This window comes from Roseomonas sp. SRI_022 (genome assembly GCF_057586215.1).
The window spans coordinates 99,118-113,663 of record NZ_JBYCZL010000018.1 but is presented as its reverse complement, the minus strand read 5'-3'; the positions used below and the strand labels follow the sequence as shown (position 1 = coordinate 113,663).

The 14,546-nt window shown below is 67.8% G+C and carries 12 protein-coding genes and 1 tRNA gene; 2 read left to right on the top strand and 11 right to left on the bottom strand.

Going from position 1 to position 14,546, the window contains the following annotated elements; translation table 11 throughout:
• Positions 1 to 65: 65 nt before the first annotated feature.
• A complete protein-coding gene (locus AC2YHJ_RS18220; protein WP_487397513.1) occupies positions 66 to 1,049 on the top strand; it encodes a DUF2950 domain-containing protein in 984 nt (327 codons plus the stop codon).
• Positions 1,050 to 1,129: 80 nt separating this feature from the next.
• Here the strand turns inward: AC2YHJ_RS18220 and AC2YHJ_RS18215 are convergent, their stop codons facing one another.
• The 11 genes from AC2YHJ_RS18215 to pdxR all read right to left on the bottom strand — a co-directional run bounded on the left by AC2YHJ_RS18215 (position 1,130) and on the right by pdxR (position 13,535).
• Complete coding sequence (locus tag AC2YHJ_RS18215; protein ID WP_487397512.1) at positions 1,130 to 2,188, bottom strand: ABC transporter ATP-binding protein; 1,059 nt, start codon at positions 2,186 to 2,188, stop codon at positions 1,130 to 1,132.
• A complete protein-coding gene (locus AC2YHJ_RS18210) occupies positions 2,185 to 3,183 on the bottom strand; it encodes an ABC transporter ATP-binding protein (RefSeq protein WP_487397511.1) in 999 nt (332 codons plus the stop codon). Before AC2YHJ_RS18210 ends, AC2YHJ_RS18215 begins: the two co-directional genes overlap by 4 nt.
• Entirely contained in the window at positions 3,180 to 4,064 is an 885-nt protein-coding gene (locus AC2YHJ_RS18205) for an ABC transporter permease (RefSeq protein ID WP_487397510.1), read from the bottom strand. The genes AC2YHJ_RS18210 and AC2YHJ_RS18205 overlap by 4 nt, the downstream gene beginning before the upstream one ends.
• 16 nt (positions 4,065 to 4,080) lie before the next feature.
• Entirely contained in the window at positions 4,081 to 5,058 is a 978-nt protein-coding gene (locus AC2YHJ_RS18200) for an ABC transporter permease (RefSeq protein WP_487397509.1), read from the bottom strand.
• Positions 5,055 to 6,671, bottom strand: a complete 1,617-nt coding sequence (locus AC2YHJ_RS18195; RefSeq protein WP_487397508.1) for an ABC transporter substrate-binding protein — start codon at positions 6,669 to 6,671, stop codon at positions 5,055 to 5,057. The genes AC2YHJ_RS18200 and AC2YHJ_RS18195 overlap by 4 nt, the downstream gene beginning before the upstream one ends.
• Complete coding sequence (locus AC2YHJ_RS18190) at positions 6,668 to 7,594, bottom strand: CobW family GTP-binding protein (RefSeq protein ID WP_487397507.1); 927 nt, start codon at positions 7,592 to 7,594, stop codon at positions 6,668 to 6,670. The genes AC2YHJ_RS18195 and AC2YHJ_RS18190 overlap by 4 nt, the downstream gene beginning before the upstream one ends.
• Positions 7,591 to 9,231 (bottom strand): amidohydrolase, encoded by a 1,641-nt coding sequence (locus AC2YHJ_RS18185; RefSeq protein WP_487397506.1) that lies wholly within the window; start codon positions 9,229 to 9,231, stop codon positions 7,591 to 7,593. The genes AC2YHJ_RS18190 and AC2YHJ_RS18185 overlap by 4 nt, the downstream gene beginning before the upstream one ends.
• A 22-nt stretch (positions 9,232 to 9,253) precedes the next feature.
• Entirely contained in the window at positions 9,254 to 9,991 is a 738-nt protein-coding gene (locus AC2YHJ_RS18180) for a sulfite exporter TauE/SafE family protein (protein WP_487397505.1), read from the bottom strand.
• Positions 9,992 to 10,021: 30 nt separating this feature from the next.
• Complete coding sequence (locus AC2YHJ_RS18175) at positions 10,022 to 11,449, bottom strand: NAD(P)/FAD-dependent oxidoreductase (RefSeq protein ID WP_487397504.1); 1,428 nt, start codon at positions 11,447 to 11,449, stop codon at positions 10,022 to 10,024.
• A complete protein-coding gene (locus tag AC2YHJ_RS18170; RefSeq protein ID WP_487397503.1) occupies positions 11,449 to 11,838 on the bottom strand; it encodes a nuclear transport factor 2 family protein in 390 nt (129 codons plus the stop codon). The genes AC2YHJ_RS18175 and AC2YHJ_RS18170 overlap by 1 nt, the downstream gene beginning before the upstream one ends.
• Before the next feature lie 143 nt (positions 11,839 to 11,981).
• Complete coding sequence (gene pdxR / locus AC2YHJ_RS18165) at positions 11,982 to 13,535, bottom strand: MocR-like pyridoxine biosynthesis transcription factor PdxR (RefSeq protein ID WP_487397502.1); 1,554 nt, start codon at positions 13,533 to 13,535, stop codon at positions 11,982 to 11,984.
• 523 nt (positions 13,536 to 14,058) lie between these two features.
• Between pdxR and AC2YHJ_RS18160 the strand changes: the two genes are divergently transcribed.
• A tRNA-Gly gene (locus AC2YHJ_RS18160) sits at positions 14,059 to 14,133 on the top strand.
• Positions 14,134 to 14,546: the final 413 nt, after the last annotated feature.

The window sequence follows — 14,546 nt, the reverse complement described above, 5'->3', positions numbered from 1 at the left end:
GGCGGTGGCCGGGCCGCACACGCGCCGCGCGGCGGCGGCAGGCACCATCGGTGAGGAGGACGATCATGGCCAAGTTGCTCGGATTGATCCTGGTTGCCGCGGGCCTCGCCGGCGCCCTTCCCGCCAGCGCCCAGACGCAACCGACCGCTGTCGCACCGGAGGCCACCGCCGAACGGCCGCCGGCGGCCCCTCGCCCCGTTCCACCGCGCGCCTTCCGCTCCCCCGAGGAAGGCTTCACCGCGCTCATCGCCGCGATGCGGGCCCATGATGAGCGCGCATTGCTGGGAATCCTGGGTTCGGCAGGCGGGCGGCTGATCCGGTCCGGCGACCGCGTGGCGGACCGCACGGCGCGCGACGCCGTCATCGCCGCCTACGGCACGAAGAACGAGATCCTCCGCCCGGCACCGGACCAGGCCGTGCTGCAGATCGGCGAGGATGACTGGCCCCTGCCGCTTTCGATGGTGCAGCGTGGCAATGCGTGGCGGTTCGATGCCGCGGCGGCGACGCAGGAAATCGTCGATCGCCGGATCGGACGAAACGAGCTCGACACCATCGAGACGCTGCGCGCCATGGCCGACGCGCAGGAGGAATACGCGCGCGGCGCCGGCCGGCATGGTGGGCTGCGCGCCTATGCGCGGCGTTTCTTCTCCACGCCCGGCCAGCGGGACGGGCTGTATTGGCCGACGGCGGAAGGCGAGGCCGAAAGCCCGCTGGGGCCGCTTGCGGCAGCAGCAAGCGCCGGTGGCTACGGGCGCCGCCAGCGTGGCGAAAGGCCGGAGCCATACAACGGCTATGTGTATCGCATCCTCGAACGACAGGGCCAGGCGGCAGCCGGCGGAGCGATGGACTACGTCGTCAATGGACTGATGATCGGCGGCTTCGCCATCATCGCCGCGCCGGCCCGCTACGGATCAACCGGTATCAAGACCTTCATGATGCGCCATGACGGCGTGGTGTGGGAACAGGACCTCGGACCCGGTACGGAGCGCGAGGCGGCGGCAATCGACGCCTTCGATCCGACCGAGGGCTGGCAGCGCGTTCCGGAGTGATCGACGCCGGCGGTATTACCCAGGGCAGGCGCGCCGGAAGAAGCGGCGCGAACTGACCGCCCTTGCGAACCTGCAAGCGATCAGGCCGGGACCTCGCCGGATAAGGCCTGGATGCCGCCTTGGCCATCATGCTGACTGCCCTCGTCAAAAATCGGGGGCGCCAGTTCGTCGAGACGGCTGCAGGCGACCAGATGTTCATCCCCAACGGCACGAAGCGGTGGGGCCTCGCTGCGGCATCGCTGGTTCGCGTGCGGGCATTGGATGCTGAAGCGGCATCCCGCTGGCGGAGCGATCGGGCTTGGTGGTTCACCCGGCGCCAGATACCGACGACGGATCGCGGCACCTTCCGGCCCTTGGAAGGCGGCGGCGGCGATGAGTGACCAGGTGTAGGGATGCCGTGGCGCCGCGAAGAGCTTCCGCGCCGGCGCCTGTTCGACAATACGGCCGAGATACATCACCGCCACCTCGTCGCACAGGTGCTGCACCACGGCGAGGTCATGCGAGATGAAGACATAGGTCAGCCCGAGCTCGCGCTGCAGCCGCCGCATCAGGTTCAGGATCTGTGCCTGGATCGCGACATCCAGGGCCGAGACGGGCTCGTCACAGATGATGAGCCGCGGCTTGCTGGCGAGCGCTCGCGCGATGCAGAGCCGCTGCCGCTGGCCACCGGAGAATTGATGCGGAAACAGACGCATCGCCTCGGCCGGAAGACCGACTTGTGCGAAGAGCTTCCGGACCTCGGCGTCCCGGCCGTCCGGTTCGCCGATGTTCAGCAGATCAAGTGGCTCCCGCACGAGCGCGCCGGCGCGCCGGCGCGGATCGAGAGACGCATAGGGGTCCTGGAAGACGATCTGGAAGTCGCGCCGGGCGGCCCGCAGCGCGGCCCCGCGAAGCGCGCTGATCGGCACGCCGTCCAGCATGACGCTGCCGCCGCTGATCTCCACCAAGCGCATCAGCGCCAGGGCAACCGTGGACTTCCCCGAACCGCTTTGGCCAACGATGCCGAAGGTGCTCGCCGGCTTCACCTGGAAGCTGACGCCATCGACCGCGTGGACATGGGCGCGCGGCCCGAAAGGGCGCGTCCGACCGGCGGGAAACCGCACCTCAAGGTCGGTTACATCGAGCAGGGCCGCGCTCATGCCGAGGCACCGGCCATTTGCCAGCAGGCGACCTGCCGTGCGCGATCCAGTGGCCGCAACACCGGCGCCGTGCCGCAGGCATCGGCGGCCTGGGCGCAGCGCGGCGCGAAGTGACACCCTGGGCCACGCCGCCCGAGCGAGGGGACCATGCCGGGAACCTCCATCAGATCGGGTGTCGGCTCGGCGGCAGCCTCACCGAGCCGGAGCCGCGGGCTGCACGCCAGCAGCGCACGGGTATAGGGATGCTTCGGGGCAGCGAGCACCTCGGCCGCCGGACCGGTTTCGACGCAGGTGCCCGCGTAGAGCACCGCGACCTCGTCCGCGATGTCCGCCACGGCCAGAAGGTCGTGGCTGATCAGCAGGATGGCCGTCCCGCTGTCCCGCTGAAGGCCCTTGAGCAGGTCGAAGATCTGCGCCTGTACCGTCACGTCCAGTGCGGTCGTCGGTTCATCCGCGATCAGCAGGCGCGGCCGGCAGGCCAGCGCGATGGCGATCATCACGCGCTGGCGCATGCCACCCGACAATTGGTGGGGATAGGCATCGAGACGCTTCTCGGGTGCAGGGATCTCGACGAGACGCAGCATCTCGAGCGCCCGCGCCCGCGCAGCCTCCCGGCCGAGGCCCTGATGGAGCTTCAGCGTCTCCGCGATCTGGTCGCCGACCGTGAAGACGGGGTTGAGCGCCGTCATCGGCTCCTGGAAGATCATCGACATGGTATCGCCGCGCAGCGCGCGAAGCCGGGCGGGCGTCGCACTCGCAATGTCCTCGCCGTCGACACGGATGGCGCCTGCCGTGCGGCTGATGCCTTCGGGCAGCAGCCCCATCACGGCGAGCGCGGCCATGCTCTTGCCGCAGCCGGATTCACCGATCAGGGCGAGCGTCCGGCCCGCCGGCACGGTGAAGGAGATTCCTTCCAGCACCGGCAGGCGGCCGCGCCGGACATCGAGCCCGACATGCAGCCCCTCGACGGCGAGGGCGGGTGGGGCATCGCTCATTCGCGCCTCCGCAGACGGGGATTGATGGCGTCGTTGAGGCCCTCGCCGAGGAGATTGACGGCAAGGACGGTGACGAAGATCGCCGCGCCGGGGAATGTCACGGCCCACCAGGCATCGAGCAGGTAGGTGCGGTTCTGCCCCAGCATGAGCCCCCAGCTCATCACATTGGGATCGCCGAGGCCGAGGAAGCTCAGCCCGCCTTCGAACAGGATGGCGACGCCGATGGCCAGCGCCGCCGCGACGATGATCGGCGGCAAGGCATTGGGCAGCACGACGCGGAGGATGAGATAGAACGGCGTCCCGCCCGCGGCGACGGCGGCGCGCACATAGTCCAGGCTGCGGGCCCGCAGATATTCGGCGCGCGTCAGACGCGCGACGGCCGTCCAGGACACGACGCCGATCGCGAAGGTGATGATGCTGAGACTGGCACCGAAGAGCGTCACCAGCACCATGGCGAAGAGCAGCGAGGGGAGCACCTGGAAGAACTCGGTCGCTTTCATCAGCACGCGATCGACCCAGCCGCCGAACCAGCCGGCCAGCGCACCGACCGTGACGCCGATGAGAAGGGAGATGAGGGCGGCGACAAGGCCGACCGAGAAGCTCGCCCGGCCGCCGATCAGGATGCCGGCGAGCACGTCCCGCCCGAGATAGTCGGCGCCGAGCGGCATGTCCGCCCCTGGCGGTTCGAATGGCATGCCCGCCATGTCGAATGCGTCGACGCCATAGATCTGCGGCCCGAAGATCGTGGCCAGGCCGATCAGCAGCAGGAGGAGAAAGCCCATCAGCCCGCTCGGGTGCCGGCCAAACTGGGCCAGCAACTCGGCGAAGGGCGAGACCGGCTTCTCCGGCGCGGCGGCGGGTGACGCGGCGCTGCGTTCCATGATCCGGGTTCCCATGTCAGCGGCCACGGATGCGCGGATCGACGGCGCGATAGGCAAGGTCCGTGAAGATGTTCGCCACCATCACAAGGATGGCCGAGATGACCAGGACGCCGAGCAAGGTCGGGTAGTCGCGCCGCAGGATCGATTCGAGGACAAGCCGACCCATTCCGGGCCACCCGAACACCGTCTCCACCAGCACGGCTCCGGCCAGGAGCTGCGCCGTCTGAAGGCCGATCAGCGTGACGATGGGCAGCAAGGCGTTGCGCAGTGCGTGCTTCAGCACGACCACGCGCTCCGGCAATCTCTTAGCCCGCGCCGTGCGGATGTAGTCGGCGCCCAGCACGTCAAGCATGCTGGTCCGGCTCTGCCGGCTGTACTGGGCGATATAGACGAGCGCGAGGGTCGTGGCCGGCAGCACCAGGTGATGCGCGACATCGATCACGTAGTCCAAACCAGTCAGAGGCCGCGTGACGTCGGTCATGCCGGTGATGGGAAACAGCGGAATCACCGACGCAAAGAGCAGCAGGAGCAGCAGCCCACTCCAGAACACCGGCGCGGCGTATCCCATCAGCGAGAACATCGTGACCAGCATGCTGAACACCCCGCGCGGCTTCCGTGCCGAGAGGACGCCGAGCAGGGTGCCGATCACCGCCGCGACGGTGAGCGCGGTGACCATGAGGAGAATGGTCGCCGGTAGCCGGTCGAGAATCAGCTCCGCGACCGGCCGGTTGAAGTAGAAGGAGTAGCCAAGATCGCCCTGCACGGCCCGGCCGATGTAGCGGCCGAACTGAACCGGAAGCGGCTGATCCAACCCGTACTCCGCGCGGATCGTCGCGAGCACCTCCGGTGAGGCGCCGCCCATCTCGCCGGCGATCACCTGCGCCGGATCGCCCGGCGCAAGCTGGATCAGCATGAAGTTCATGGACACTACCGCGAGGAGCAGCAGCGCCGCATTGGCGAGTTTTCCACCCAGCCCGATCGCGAGGGCAGTCATGCCGGCGGCGTCTGCCAGTAGAGCTCGTCGAGCGGCGACATGGCGCCCCAGATGCTCCGCGGAAGATTCGCGAGGCCCTTGTTCGCCACTGTGTTGTAGGGGGCTTCATTGATGAAGAAGATCGGCACGTCGTTGACGACGCGACGCTGGAAGTCGTGATACAGGGCCGTCCGCCGCGCGGGGTCCTGCGTGCGTCCCGCTTCGTCGAGCAGCCGGTCGACCTCCGGGTTGCTGTAGCTCTGGGTGTTCGTCCAGATCACGCCGCGGCGGATGTTGCTCGACAGATAGGTGCGGTGCACGCCGATCACCGGATCACCCCAGTTGTAGACGTTGTCTATCGTCATGTCGAAATCTTGGTTGCTGATGCGCTGCGCCCAGGTCGGAAAATCCGGTGCGACGCGGACCTGTGCGGCGATGCCGACCCGGCGAAGCTGCGCGCGCAGGAACTCGGCGACATTGCGCGCCTGCTCGGGCGATCCGGACGGCGAGTCGATCGTGATCGAGAAGCGCGTGCCATCGGCGCCACGCCGATGACCGGCTTCGTCCAGCAGCGCATTGGCCCGGTCCGGATTGTAGGCATAGCGTTCGACATCGGGCGCGGCGAAGGGGGAGGAGCCGACGATGGGCCCGTAGGAGGGTTTCGCCTTTCCGCCCATGACACGGCGAATGATGGCATCGCGGTCGGCGGCGTAGGCAATGGCTTGGCGCACCCTGGCATCGTTGAGCGGCGCGCGCTGCGTGTTGAAGGCCAGCCAGGTCAGAGCGCCCGCGCCGTCATAGCCCTGGTCGGTGACGGTCAGGTTCGCCGCCCGTTCGGCCCGGATCACGTCGCGCGAACCGGCCACGAACGCCACCATGTGGATCTCGTTGCGCTCCAGGCCGAGCATATAGACACTCGGATCCGAGATGACGCGAGCAACGATGCGATCGAGATAGGGGCGTTCGGAGATGAAGAAGCGGTCGAAGCGTTCAAGCGCCCAATAGTCACCCGGCTTGTATTCCTGGAAGCGGAAGGGGCCGGAGCCGATCGGGTTCAGATTGGCCGGATGCGTCTGGATGTTCTGCCCGTCGCCATACACATGCTTCGGCAGGATCGGCATCAGGCCCGGCGACATCGCGAGCAACAGCGCGGGGTGCGGGTGGCGCAGCCGGATGATGGCGGTGTGGGCGTCGGGCGTCTCCACCCGCTCGACCGGTTCCAGCATGGTCTTGAAGGGATGATTCTTCTGGATCACGTCGATCGAGAAGGCCACATCCTCCGACGTCACCGGCTTGCCGTCATGGAAGACGGCATTGCGCACCAGGTTCAGGGTGACGGCGAGCCCGTCATCGGACACCGACCAGGATTGCGCGAGGTAGGGCTGCGGCTTCCATTCCGCGTCGAAGCGCAGCGGGCTCGCGAAGATCTGGCTGGACGGAATGTTGGTCGCGATGCCCGATTGGATCGCACCGTTGAAGTGCCGCAGGCTGAGCGAGCCCGCCATGACCAGCGTACCACCGCGCCGCGGCGTACCAGTCGCGCCAGCCATCCCGGGAAGCAACCCGGACGCCAGCATGGCCGATCCCATGGCGATGGTCGCACGGCGACTCAACGGAATCTTCGTTCCTGTCATGACACTGCTCCACTGTTGACGTTCTGCTCTCCAGCCGGCGCGAGCAGCGCGCGAAGCGCCCGCTCGTCAGGCAATTCCGGCGTGCCGATGAGAATGAGAGTCTCGGCCGGCGCCTCACCGGACCACGGCTCGATGGTCGCCCGGCGGCCGGCACGCTGCACCAGGTGCCAACCGCCATTCGGTGCCAGCCGGCAGAAGCCCTTCACGCGCAGCACGCTGTCGGGCAGCGCGTCCAGCGCGGCCAGCAGTTGATCGTGATTCCATGCAGCGGGCGGCGTCCATGACATCCGCCGGAAGCCGTGATCGACCGGCATGTCGGCAAGGAAGCGTGACGGGGGCTCCGGATGCGCGGCCAGCATCAGGACCGGCAGCCCATCCTCGGGCATCAGCGCGACAGGAAGGTCCGGCCGAAGGTCGCGCAACGCAGCCCGCGTCGCATCGATCTCGGCCAGGCTTGCAACATCGCCATGGGTCAGAAGGACCAGGTCGGCGCGCGCGACCTGGCGCGCCAGCGTATCCGTCAGCCAGCGATCGGCGAGCAATGCGGGAAACCGTGCCGCATCGGCGAGGACCATCACGGCATCGAGCGTGACGCCATCCTCGAGCCGCGCCAGTTGCGCGATCCGCCAAGGGTCGGAAACGCCGCTCGCCTCGACGATGATGTGTTCCGGCCGCGGCTCAAGCGCGACCAGGCGGGCGATTGCCTCGCCGAGATCCGGTCCGAGCGCGCAGCAGACACAGCCGTTGGCCAGCGAGACGAAGCCACCCTGCCGCGCCGAGATCAATGCGGCGTCGATGTTCACCGCACCGAAGTCGTTCACCAGCACGGCGATCCGACGCGTTGCACGCCGCAGCAGGCCGTTCAGCGCGGTGGTCTTCCCCGCACCGAGGAAGCCTCCGAGGATGGTGAGCGGGATGCTCATGGTCCGGAGGACGAAGCAAAGACCGTGCCCCCGAGCACGGTTGCATGCACCGCGATGTCCTTGAGCTTCACAGGATCGACGGCAAGCGGATCCTCGTCCAGCACGGCAAAGTCGGCGAACTTTCCGACCTCGATGCTGCCGACCAGGTGGTCCAGCTTCAGCGTGAAGGCAGCACCCAGCGTGATGGCATGCAGCGCGGCTGCGACAGGGATGCGCTCACCTTCCCCGAGGCAGCGCCCCTTGGCCGTCTCGCGCATCACCGCGCACCAGGCGGTGAAGAGCGGCCCCAGCGGCGTGACCGGCGCGTCGGAATGGATCGAGAAGGGAATGCCGAGCCGCAACGCCGTGCCGCAGGCGTCGATCCGCTCGGCGCGCGAGAGGCCCATGGTCTGCGCGATGTGCTGCTCGCCCCAGTAGAAGATGTGATTGGCGAAGATGTTGCAGCACAGGCCAAGCGCCTTGATGCGGCGGTACAGCGCCGGGTCCGGCATCTGGCAATGCTGCAGCGTATGGCGATGGTCGGGGCGCGGATGCGCGGTCAGCGCGCGTTCCAGCATCTCGACGGCGACCTCGCTCGCCTCGTCGCCGTTGGTGTGGATGTGCAGCAGGGCGCCCGCCCGGTGCCAGGCCTCGACGATGGTGCCGAGTTCCGACGGCGCGATGTACCACAGGCCGTTCGGCGCGCCATTGTGGTATCCAGGCCAACGCAGGCGCGCGGTAAAGCCTTGGATCGAGCCATCCACGATCAGCTTCACCAGCTTGAAGTGCAGCTTGTCGTTCGAGGCACTCTGCAGCGACCGGAACAGCGCGATGCCGTCGTCCTGAGCATGGTAGCGCGCGCCGAGCGCGGGAACGAGGCGCAAGGGGTAGTCGGGCTGCGCGACGGCCGCGCGATAGGCGGCGATGACGGATGGCGTCATTTCGCTGTGGAGATCCGTCGCCGTAGTCACGCCGGCGCGGCGGGCAAGCTGGCCGAAGCGCTCCAGCGCACCTTCATCGAGCGTGCGGGAGTTGCTGTCCGCCAGGACGATGCGCCGCACGCGGCCCATCAGCTCCGGCCCCTGGATCTCCCCCGTGGGGCGGCCCTGCGGGTCGCGCACCAGGCCGTCAAGGTCGTTGGCGCGGTCGAACCCGGACATCGCCATGGCGACGCTGTTGATGTTCATGATGTGGCCGGAGGCGTGCGTCACCACGACCGGGCGATCGGCGGCGACGCGATCCAGTTCCGCCGTGGTCATGCGCGGGCCATCGAAGTAGAGCGGATCGAGGCCCCAGGCGGTGAGCGGACCTTCAGGGCGCTCGACTGCCGCTTCGATCAGGCGGCGGACCACCGCTTCCATGTCCTTGAGCCCGGGCCAGACCTTTCCCGCCGGATCGCGCCGGTCGAAATAGCCCAGGTATGGGTCGCGCCACTGCGCGCCTTCCATCAGGTGGCTGTGGCCCTCGACGAAGCCCGGAAGGATGGTCTTCCCCGCAAAACGCTCATCGACGGTGGCCGGACCGATGTCCGCCATCTCGGCCGCCCCGCCCACGGCAAGGATCCGGCCATCGCGCACGGCAACATGGGTCGCCGCGGGCAGGGAGGGGTTCATCGTCAGGATGCGACGTGCGGTGAAGACGGTGACAAGCGAGCTCATCGGACAAGTCCTTCAGAGGAGGTCATCGAAGCCCGTCGAGCACGGCGCGCGCTGCGATCAGCACAGCGCTCAGACCGAGCAGGAGCAGGGCGGCACGTCGGTATTGCGCGTCGGCGGCCCGACGGAAGAGCGCCTCGCCATGGCGCGAACCCAGCCACACGGCCGGAAGACCCAGGGCGGCGGCCATCACCACCGGCCAGCCCAGGAGCCCGCCGATGGTGAGCGGCAGCAGGGCGGCAAGCGAGGTGAGCAAGAACAGCACGATCATGGAGGCACGAGCCCGCACCGTGCTGATTGGCGAAGCCAGGTAGAATGCGATGGCCGGTGGGCCGGGAATGCCAGCGAGCCCGTTGAACAGGCCCGACATGCAGCCGAGCGCAAAAGCCGTCAGGCTGCCTGGCCGCGCGGCCAGGCGATGGCCCGTCGCCAGCACCGCCACGGCGCTGATGACCACCGCCGCGATGATGATCCGCACCGGTCCGGGCGGCAGCGCCATGAGGCCCGCGAGACCCAGCGGTGTCGCGATGACCGCGCCGAGGCCCAGCCTCCAGAGGGAACCATGATCCGCTTCCCGCCAGGCGGGGCTGAGGCCGCTGAAGCTGATCAGGAGTTGCAGCAGCAACACCACGGGTACGATTTCCGCCGGCGGACGGATCATGCTCAGCAGAGGCACGGCCGCGATGCTGAAGCCGAAGCCGCTGAAGCCGCGGATCAGCCCGGCGAGATAGACCATGGCCCAGGCCAGCAGGCCGAGCGTCACGGCTTCCGATGTCATGGGCATGGCCCGCCATCACGTCCCCGCGCTGACGGCGGCGGGTGCATCGGGTGCCTCGTCGCGGCGATGATAGAGGTGATAGAGCATGCGCTGGCCAAGCCGCCGGAAGGGCGCGAAGACGTGGCCAGGCAAGGCATCGCGAAACAGAGGCACCTCCTGCGGCAGCGGCCGGCCGGCCGCCAGCGCCGCCAGCCTCCTTCCCGCCTGTGCCGAATAGCTGACGCCATTGCCGCCATAGCCGAGCGCATAGAACAGCGGCGCACCTGCTTCCGGCTGCACGATGCGCGGCATCATGTCATGGCTGACATCCACCCAACCCCACCAGGAGTAGTCGAGCGCGATGCCGGCCAGCGCCGGGAACTTCCGCGCGATGCCGTCGGTCAGCACGGACAAATGGTTGGGGTTCGCGGCGTCGGCACCCGTGATGGCCGCGCGGCTGCCGATCTGCAGTCGGTTGCCGGGCAGCAGGCGATAGTAATATCGCAACGTGCGCGTGTCGGTGATGAACTGATGCGTGCGGAAACCCGTCGCGTCGAGTTCGGCTTCCGTCAGGGGCCGTGTCACTGCCGAGTTCGACAGGATCGGCATGATCTTCGAGCGCAGGGAGGGATGCAGCGTCTGGCTCGTGTAGCCGCCGGTCGCGATCGCCACGGCGCGCGCGCGTACCGTGCCCCCGGGCGTCCGGATGCTGAAGCCCTTTCCCGTCCGGCTGATCGCGAGCGCGGGGCTCCCTGTATGAACCACGGCCCCCGCGGCGCGCGCCGCGCGCAAATACCCGAATGCCAGCTTCGCAGGATGCACACCGATGCCGAGCGGTTCGTGCACAGCGCCGACGGTCTCGGCTTCCTTGACCCAGTCGCGGTGAACCTCCTCCCGCGACATGACGCGCGTGCCGTATCCGAATACGCGATTCGCGACCTCGGATTCCGCGCGAAGGATAGCCAGGTTGCGATGCCGGTGCGCGAGATAGAGGTGCCCGCCAAGCGTCGCATCGCAGTCGATCTCGCTGGTCAGCGAGGCGAACAGCTCATAGCCCTCCAGGATCTCCGCATGCAGCGCGCGGGCGGTCTCCTCGCCCCAGCGCGAGATCCACTGACGGCGGCTGAGCCGGCCGGCAGCGTTCTGCCCCTGGCCGCCATTGCGCGTGCTGCAGCCGAACGCCACGGCATTCGCTTCCAGCACGGTGGCGCGGATGCCGTGATCGCGAGCGAGGAACAAGGCGCAGCTCAGGCCCGTGTAGCCGGACCCGATGATCGCCACATCGGTCTCCAGATCGGCGGAGACCGGCCCGTCATCCTCCGGTGGCGGCCCGGCTGTCGCGATCCAGTAGGTGGGCGCGTAGTCGCGCCCCTGGCCAGGATGCGGCGCTACGAGCGGGTCATAGAGGGGATCGTAGGGCGCCCTCTGGCGCGCATCGATCGTGGCGGGCAGCGGCGCGTCCATCACGCGGCGGCCAGAACGGGCCTGTCCTTGCGAAACGCGCTCTTCGTCGCGATGCGGTCGCCGCGGAAGGTAAAGAGGTCGAGGCCCTCGGCTTCCACCCGGCCGCCCTGCGCATTGGTGCCGGCGAACAGCCATTCGCTCACCGCGCGATCGCCGAACACGGCATGGCGACGCACGGTCCAGGAGACGTCGGGCATCGCGGTCCACACGGCGACGAACGCAGCGCGCACGGCTTCCTGGCCATGGATGCGCCGGCCGACCGCCTCCGGGCCGGCGGCCGCATCGAAAACGATGTCATCGGTGAAGCAGGCCATCACGGCATCGGCGTCGTGACGGTTGAACGCCGCGAAGAGGGTTTCGAGCAGGCTGTGGCGGGCGTCAGTGGACATGCGTCGGTTCCGGGGCTGCGTGATCGCGATGCGATGCACGAAGCCTACGGAACCAAGACGACGGCGTGACAGAACCAGTTGCCTACAGAATGGTGTACCAGTTGCGCCGGCACGCGTTCTGCACGAATTCGGTCCTGGAGCGCCTAGATTTTAGCCACGGCCTGCCCGAGCCGCGACAGCCCTTCCTCGATGCGTTCCGTCCGGATGGCCGTGAAGCCGAGGCGGAAGCTGGAGCCGCCGCTCATGGGATCGTCGAAGAACACGTGACCCGGTTCAATCAGCACGCCTTGCGCGCGAACAGCCTCTGACAAGGCCCGGGCGTCGAGGCGGTCGGGCCCAGTAACCCAGACGCTGCTGGCACCGACCCCGCGTTGCCAGCGACAGCCGGGAAGATGGCGCGACAGCAGCGTGTCGATCAGCTTGGCTCGCTCCGCCAGGATCTCCGCCACGCGCCGCAGATGGCCGCGGTAATGGCCCTGGGCGATGAAGGTCGCCATCGCTCGCTGATTGTTGGCCGGCGGGTGTCGCAGGACCAGCCGGCGTAGCGCGCGAAGTTCGTTGATCACCGGCGGCGGCGCGACGATGAAGCCGAGCCGCAGGCCCGGCGCGAATGCCTTGGAGAGCGAGCCCACATAGATGACGCGCCCGTCCGAATCGAGGCTCTTGAGCGGCGGCGCCGCCTCACCCTCGGCGAAGAGGTCGGAGTCGTAGTCGTCCTCGACGACAAGGATGTCCTTCTCGCGCGCGAGGCGCAGGATCTCCCGTCGCCGGTGCGGTGGCATCGCCGCGGATGTCGGGCATTGATGCCCCGGCGTGAGCACTACGACACGGCACCCGGCCATGTTGTCATCCGGGACCGCACCTTCGTCATCCACGCGGAGCGGGCGAACCTCAGCTCCGTGCAGCCGGGCCATGTGGCGCAGGTCGGGATAGCCGGGTTCCTCAACCCCGATGGCGTCCTGCGGTTTCAGCAGCAGCCGCGTGACCAGGTAGAGCGCCTGCTGCGCGCCGAGCGTTATGATCACCTCCGCCGGCGTTGCCCAGACGGCGCGGCGTGGCAGCACTTGGCGGCAGAGCTGTTCGATCAGCGCAGGGTCATCGCCGTCGATCATGTCAGCCATCCAGCTCTGGATGGCCGAGATGCTGGCGCTGCCCTTGGTCGCTTCGCGCCATTGCGCCACCGGGAATAGGGCGGGATCAAGCTGGCCGAAGAGGAACGGGTATGGATAGCGCTGCCAGTCCTGCGGCTTCGAGATATGCACGAAGCGTGCGGGACGAAGTGCGAAGTGCCGGTCCCAGTAATCGCTTGGAGGCGTCGAGCCCGCCGCCGCGTCGCGGCCCGGCATATGGGAAGCGACGAAGACCCCGCTGCGGTCGCGGGAGGCGAGGTAGCCAGCTTCGATAAGCTGCTCGAAGACACCGATGATCGTCGTGCGCGCAACGCCGAGCAGATTTGCGAGGCGGCGGCTCGATGGAAGCCGCGTTCCTGGCTGCAACTGGTGTGCCTCGATCGCCTGGACGAGGCGGCGGCGCATCTCGACCCCAATGCCCGCGTCACCCTGGTCGAGCGAATCGAACAGCAGGACCCAGCCGGCGTCCTCGGGCGTCGTCCGATCCTCCATTTCGGTGCCCCGACTCATCTCGGCAGGTGTCTCCAATCCACGGAAGGCCAGCGCATGCTCTTCGTCACGCAGCAAGTCTGGCAAAGGATCTGTGGCGGCGAAAGTTCGGCCGGCCTGTGCCGGGATCGGAGCGAAGCTGCCGAGGAGCGCTTTCGCCTCTCGGACTTCACGATTGCCGGACGCCACGTCGCCGCGAGTGCCGCTGGCCTTCAGGCCTCTGGATCACTGTGGGTAGGCATGGAAGAAGAATCCGCGGAGGGACGGCCGGTAGCGACACCGGGACCACTATTGAGACCTCTGCGAAGCGCCTCGCTGAGGTGGCCGACTGATGATGCGCCGGGGCCTCCAATGCGCGATCGATTGCGCGTTTGGCTCCAACTCCTGAGCAAGCTCCTGCGGCGCTCCTCCCGATCGGGCCAATTCCACCGCCTGTCGCCGAAGGTCAGGCGGATGGGCGTCCTCGATCTCGGCAGCTCGGACACCCCACCTCAAGCTCCGGGGGCCTACAGAACCGGGGAAACTCCAATATGATTGGAACCCGCACGGGGTGGGTTGCAATCCCGGAGGACCATGGTAAAAGCCCGCCGCCGCACGGAGCGCGGGCGTAGCTCAGGGGTAGAGCACGACCTTGCCAAGGTCGGGGTCGAGGGTTCGAATCCCTTCGCCCGCTCCATTCTTTTCTCTCAAAACCTGCCTCTCCCTTACGTTGGACCGTGCCGAGGCGCAGGTTTGTGCGCGGACCTTGATGGTCCGAAGGCACGACCGCCACCGAAGTCCGGTCGTGTAGCGCAGCGAGTCTCCGAACCTTGTGGGGAGGCCGATTGTCTCCCTGCGCTTAGCCTATTGATTATAGGCCTAATTTTTCCACACCCGCTGCCGAAATGCCGTAATCCGATTGCCCGAGCAGTGTTTCGTTGCCGCGTATCGTTGATCGACCACTCAAGGTTCCTTGCTGCGCCAAAGTTCCGCCTCCGCCCGTCGATCCGCTGGGCGTCCCACGCGTTGCAGGCATTGGCATGCTCGTCGCTGACGAGGCCCTGCTTGACCAGCGACTTCGCCACCGCCTGCCGCGCTGCGGCCGGCAGG

Excerpts from the sequence above, each read along its gene's own strand:
- AC2YHJ_RS18220 (WP_487397513.1), top strand. The coding sequence starts at position 66 with ATGGCCAAGTTGCTCGGATTGATCCTGGTTGCCGCGGGCCTCGCCGGC.
- AC2YHJ_RS18215 (WP_487397512.1), bottom strand. The coding sequence starts at position 2,188 with ATGAGCGCGGCCCTGCTCGATGTAACCGACCTTGAGGTGCGGTTTCCC.
- AC2YHJ_RS18210 (WP_487397511.1), bottom strand. The coding sequence starts at position 3,183 with ATGAGCGATGCCCCACCCGCCCTCGCCGTCGAGGGGCTGCATGTCGGG.
- AC2YHJ_RS18205 (WP_487397510.1), bottom strand. The coding sequence starts at position 4,064 with ATGGAACGCAGCGCCGCGTCACCCGCCGCCGCGCCGGAGAAGCCGGTC.
- AC2YHJ_RS18200 (WP_487397509.1), bottom strand. The coding sequence starts at position 5,058 with ATGACTGCCCTCGCGATCGGGCTGGGTGGAAAACTCGCCAATGCGGCG.
- AC2YHJ_RS18195 (WP_487397508.1), bottom strand. The coding sequence starts at position 6,671 with ATGACAGGAACGAAGATTCCGTTGAGTCGCCGTGCGACCATCGCCATG.
- AC2YHJ_RS18190 (WP_487397507.1), bottom strand. The coding sequence starts at position 7,594 with ATGAGCATCCCGCTCACCATCCTCGGAGGCTTCCTCGGTGCGGGGAAG.
- AC2YHJ_RS18185 (WP_487397506.1), bottom strand. The coding sequence starts at position 9,231 with ATGAGCTCGCTTGTCACCGTCTTCACCGCACGTCGCATCCTGACGATG.
- AC2YHJ_RS18175 (WP_487397504.1), bottom strand. The coding sequence starts at position 11,449 with ATGGACGCGCCGCTGCCCGCCACGATCGATGCGCGCCAGAGGGCGCCC.
- AC2YHJ_RS18170 (WP_487397503.1), bottom strand. The coding sequence starts at position 11,838 with ATGTCCACTGACGCCCGCCACAGCCTGCTCGAAACCCTCTTCGCGGCG.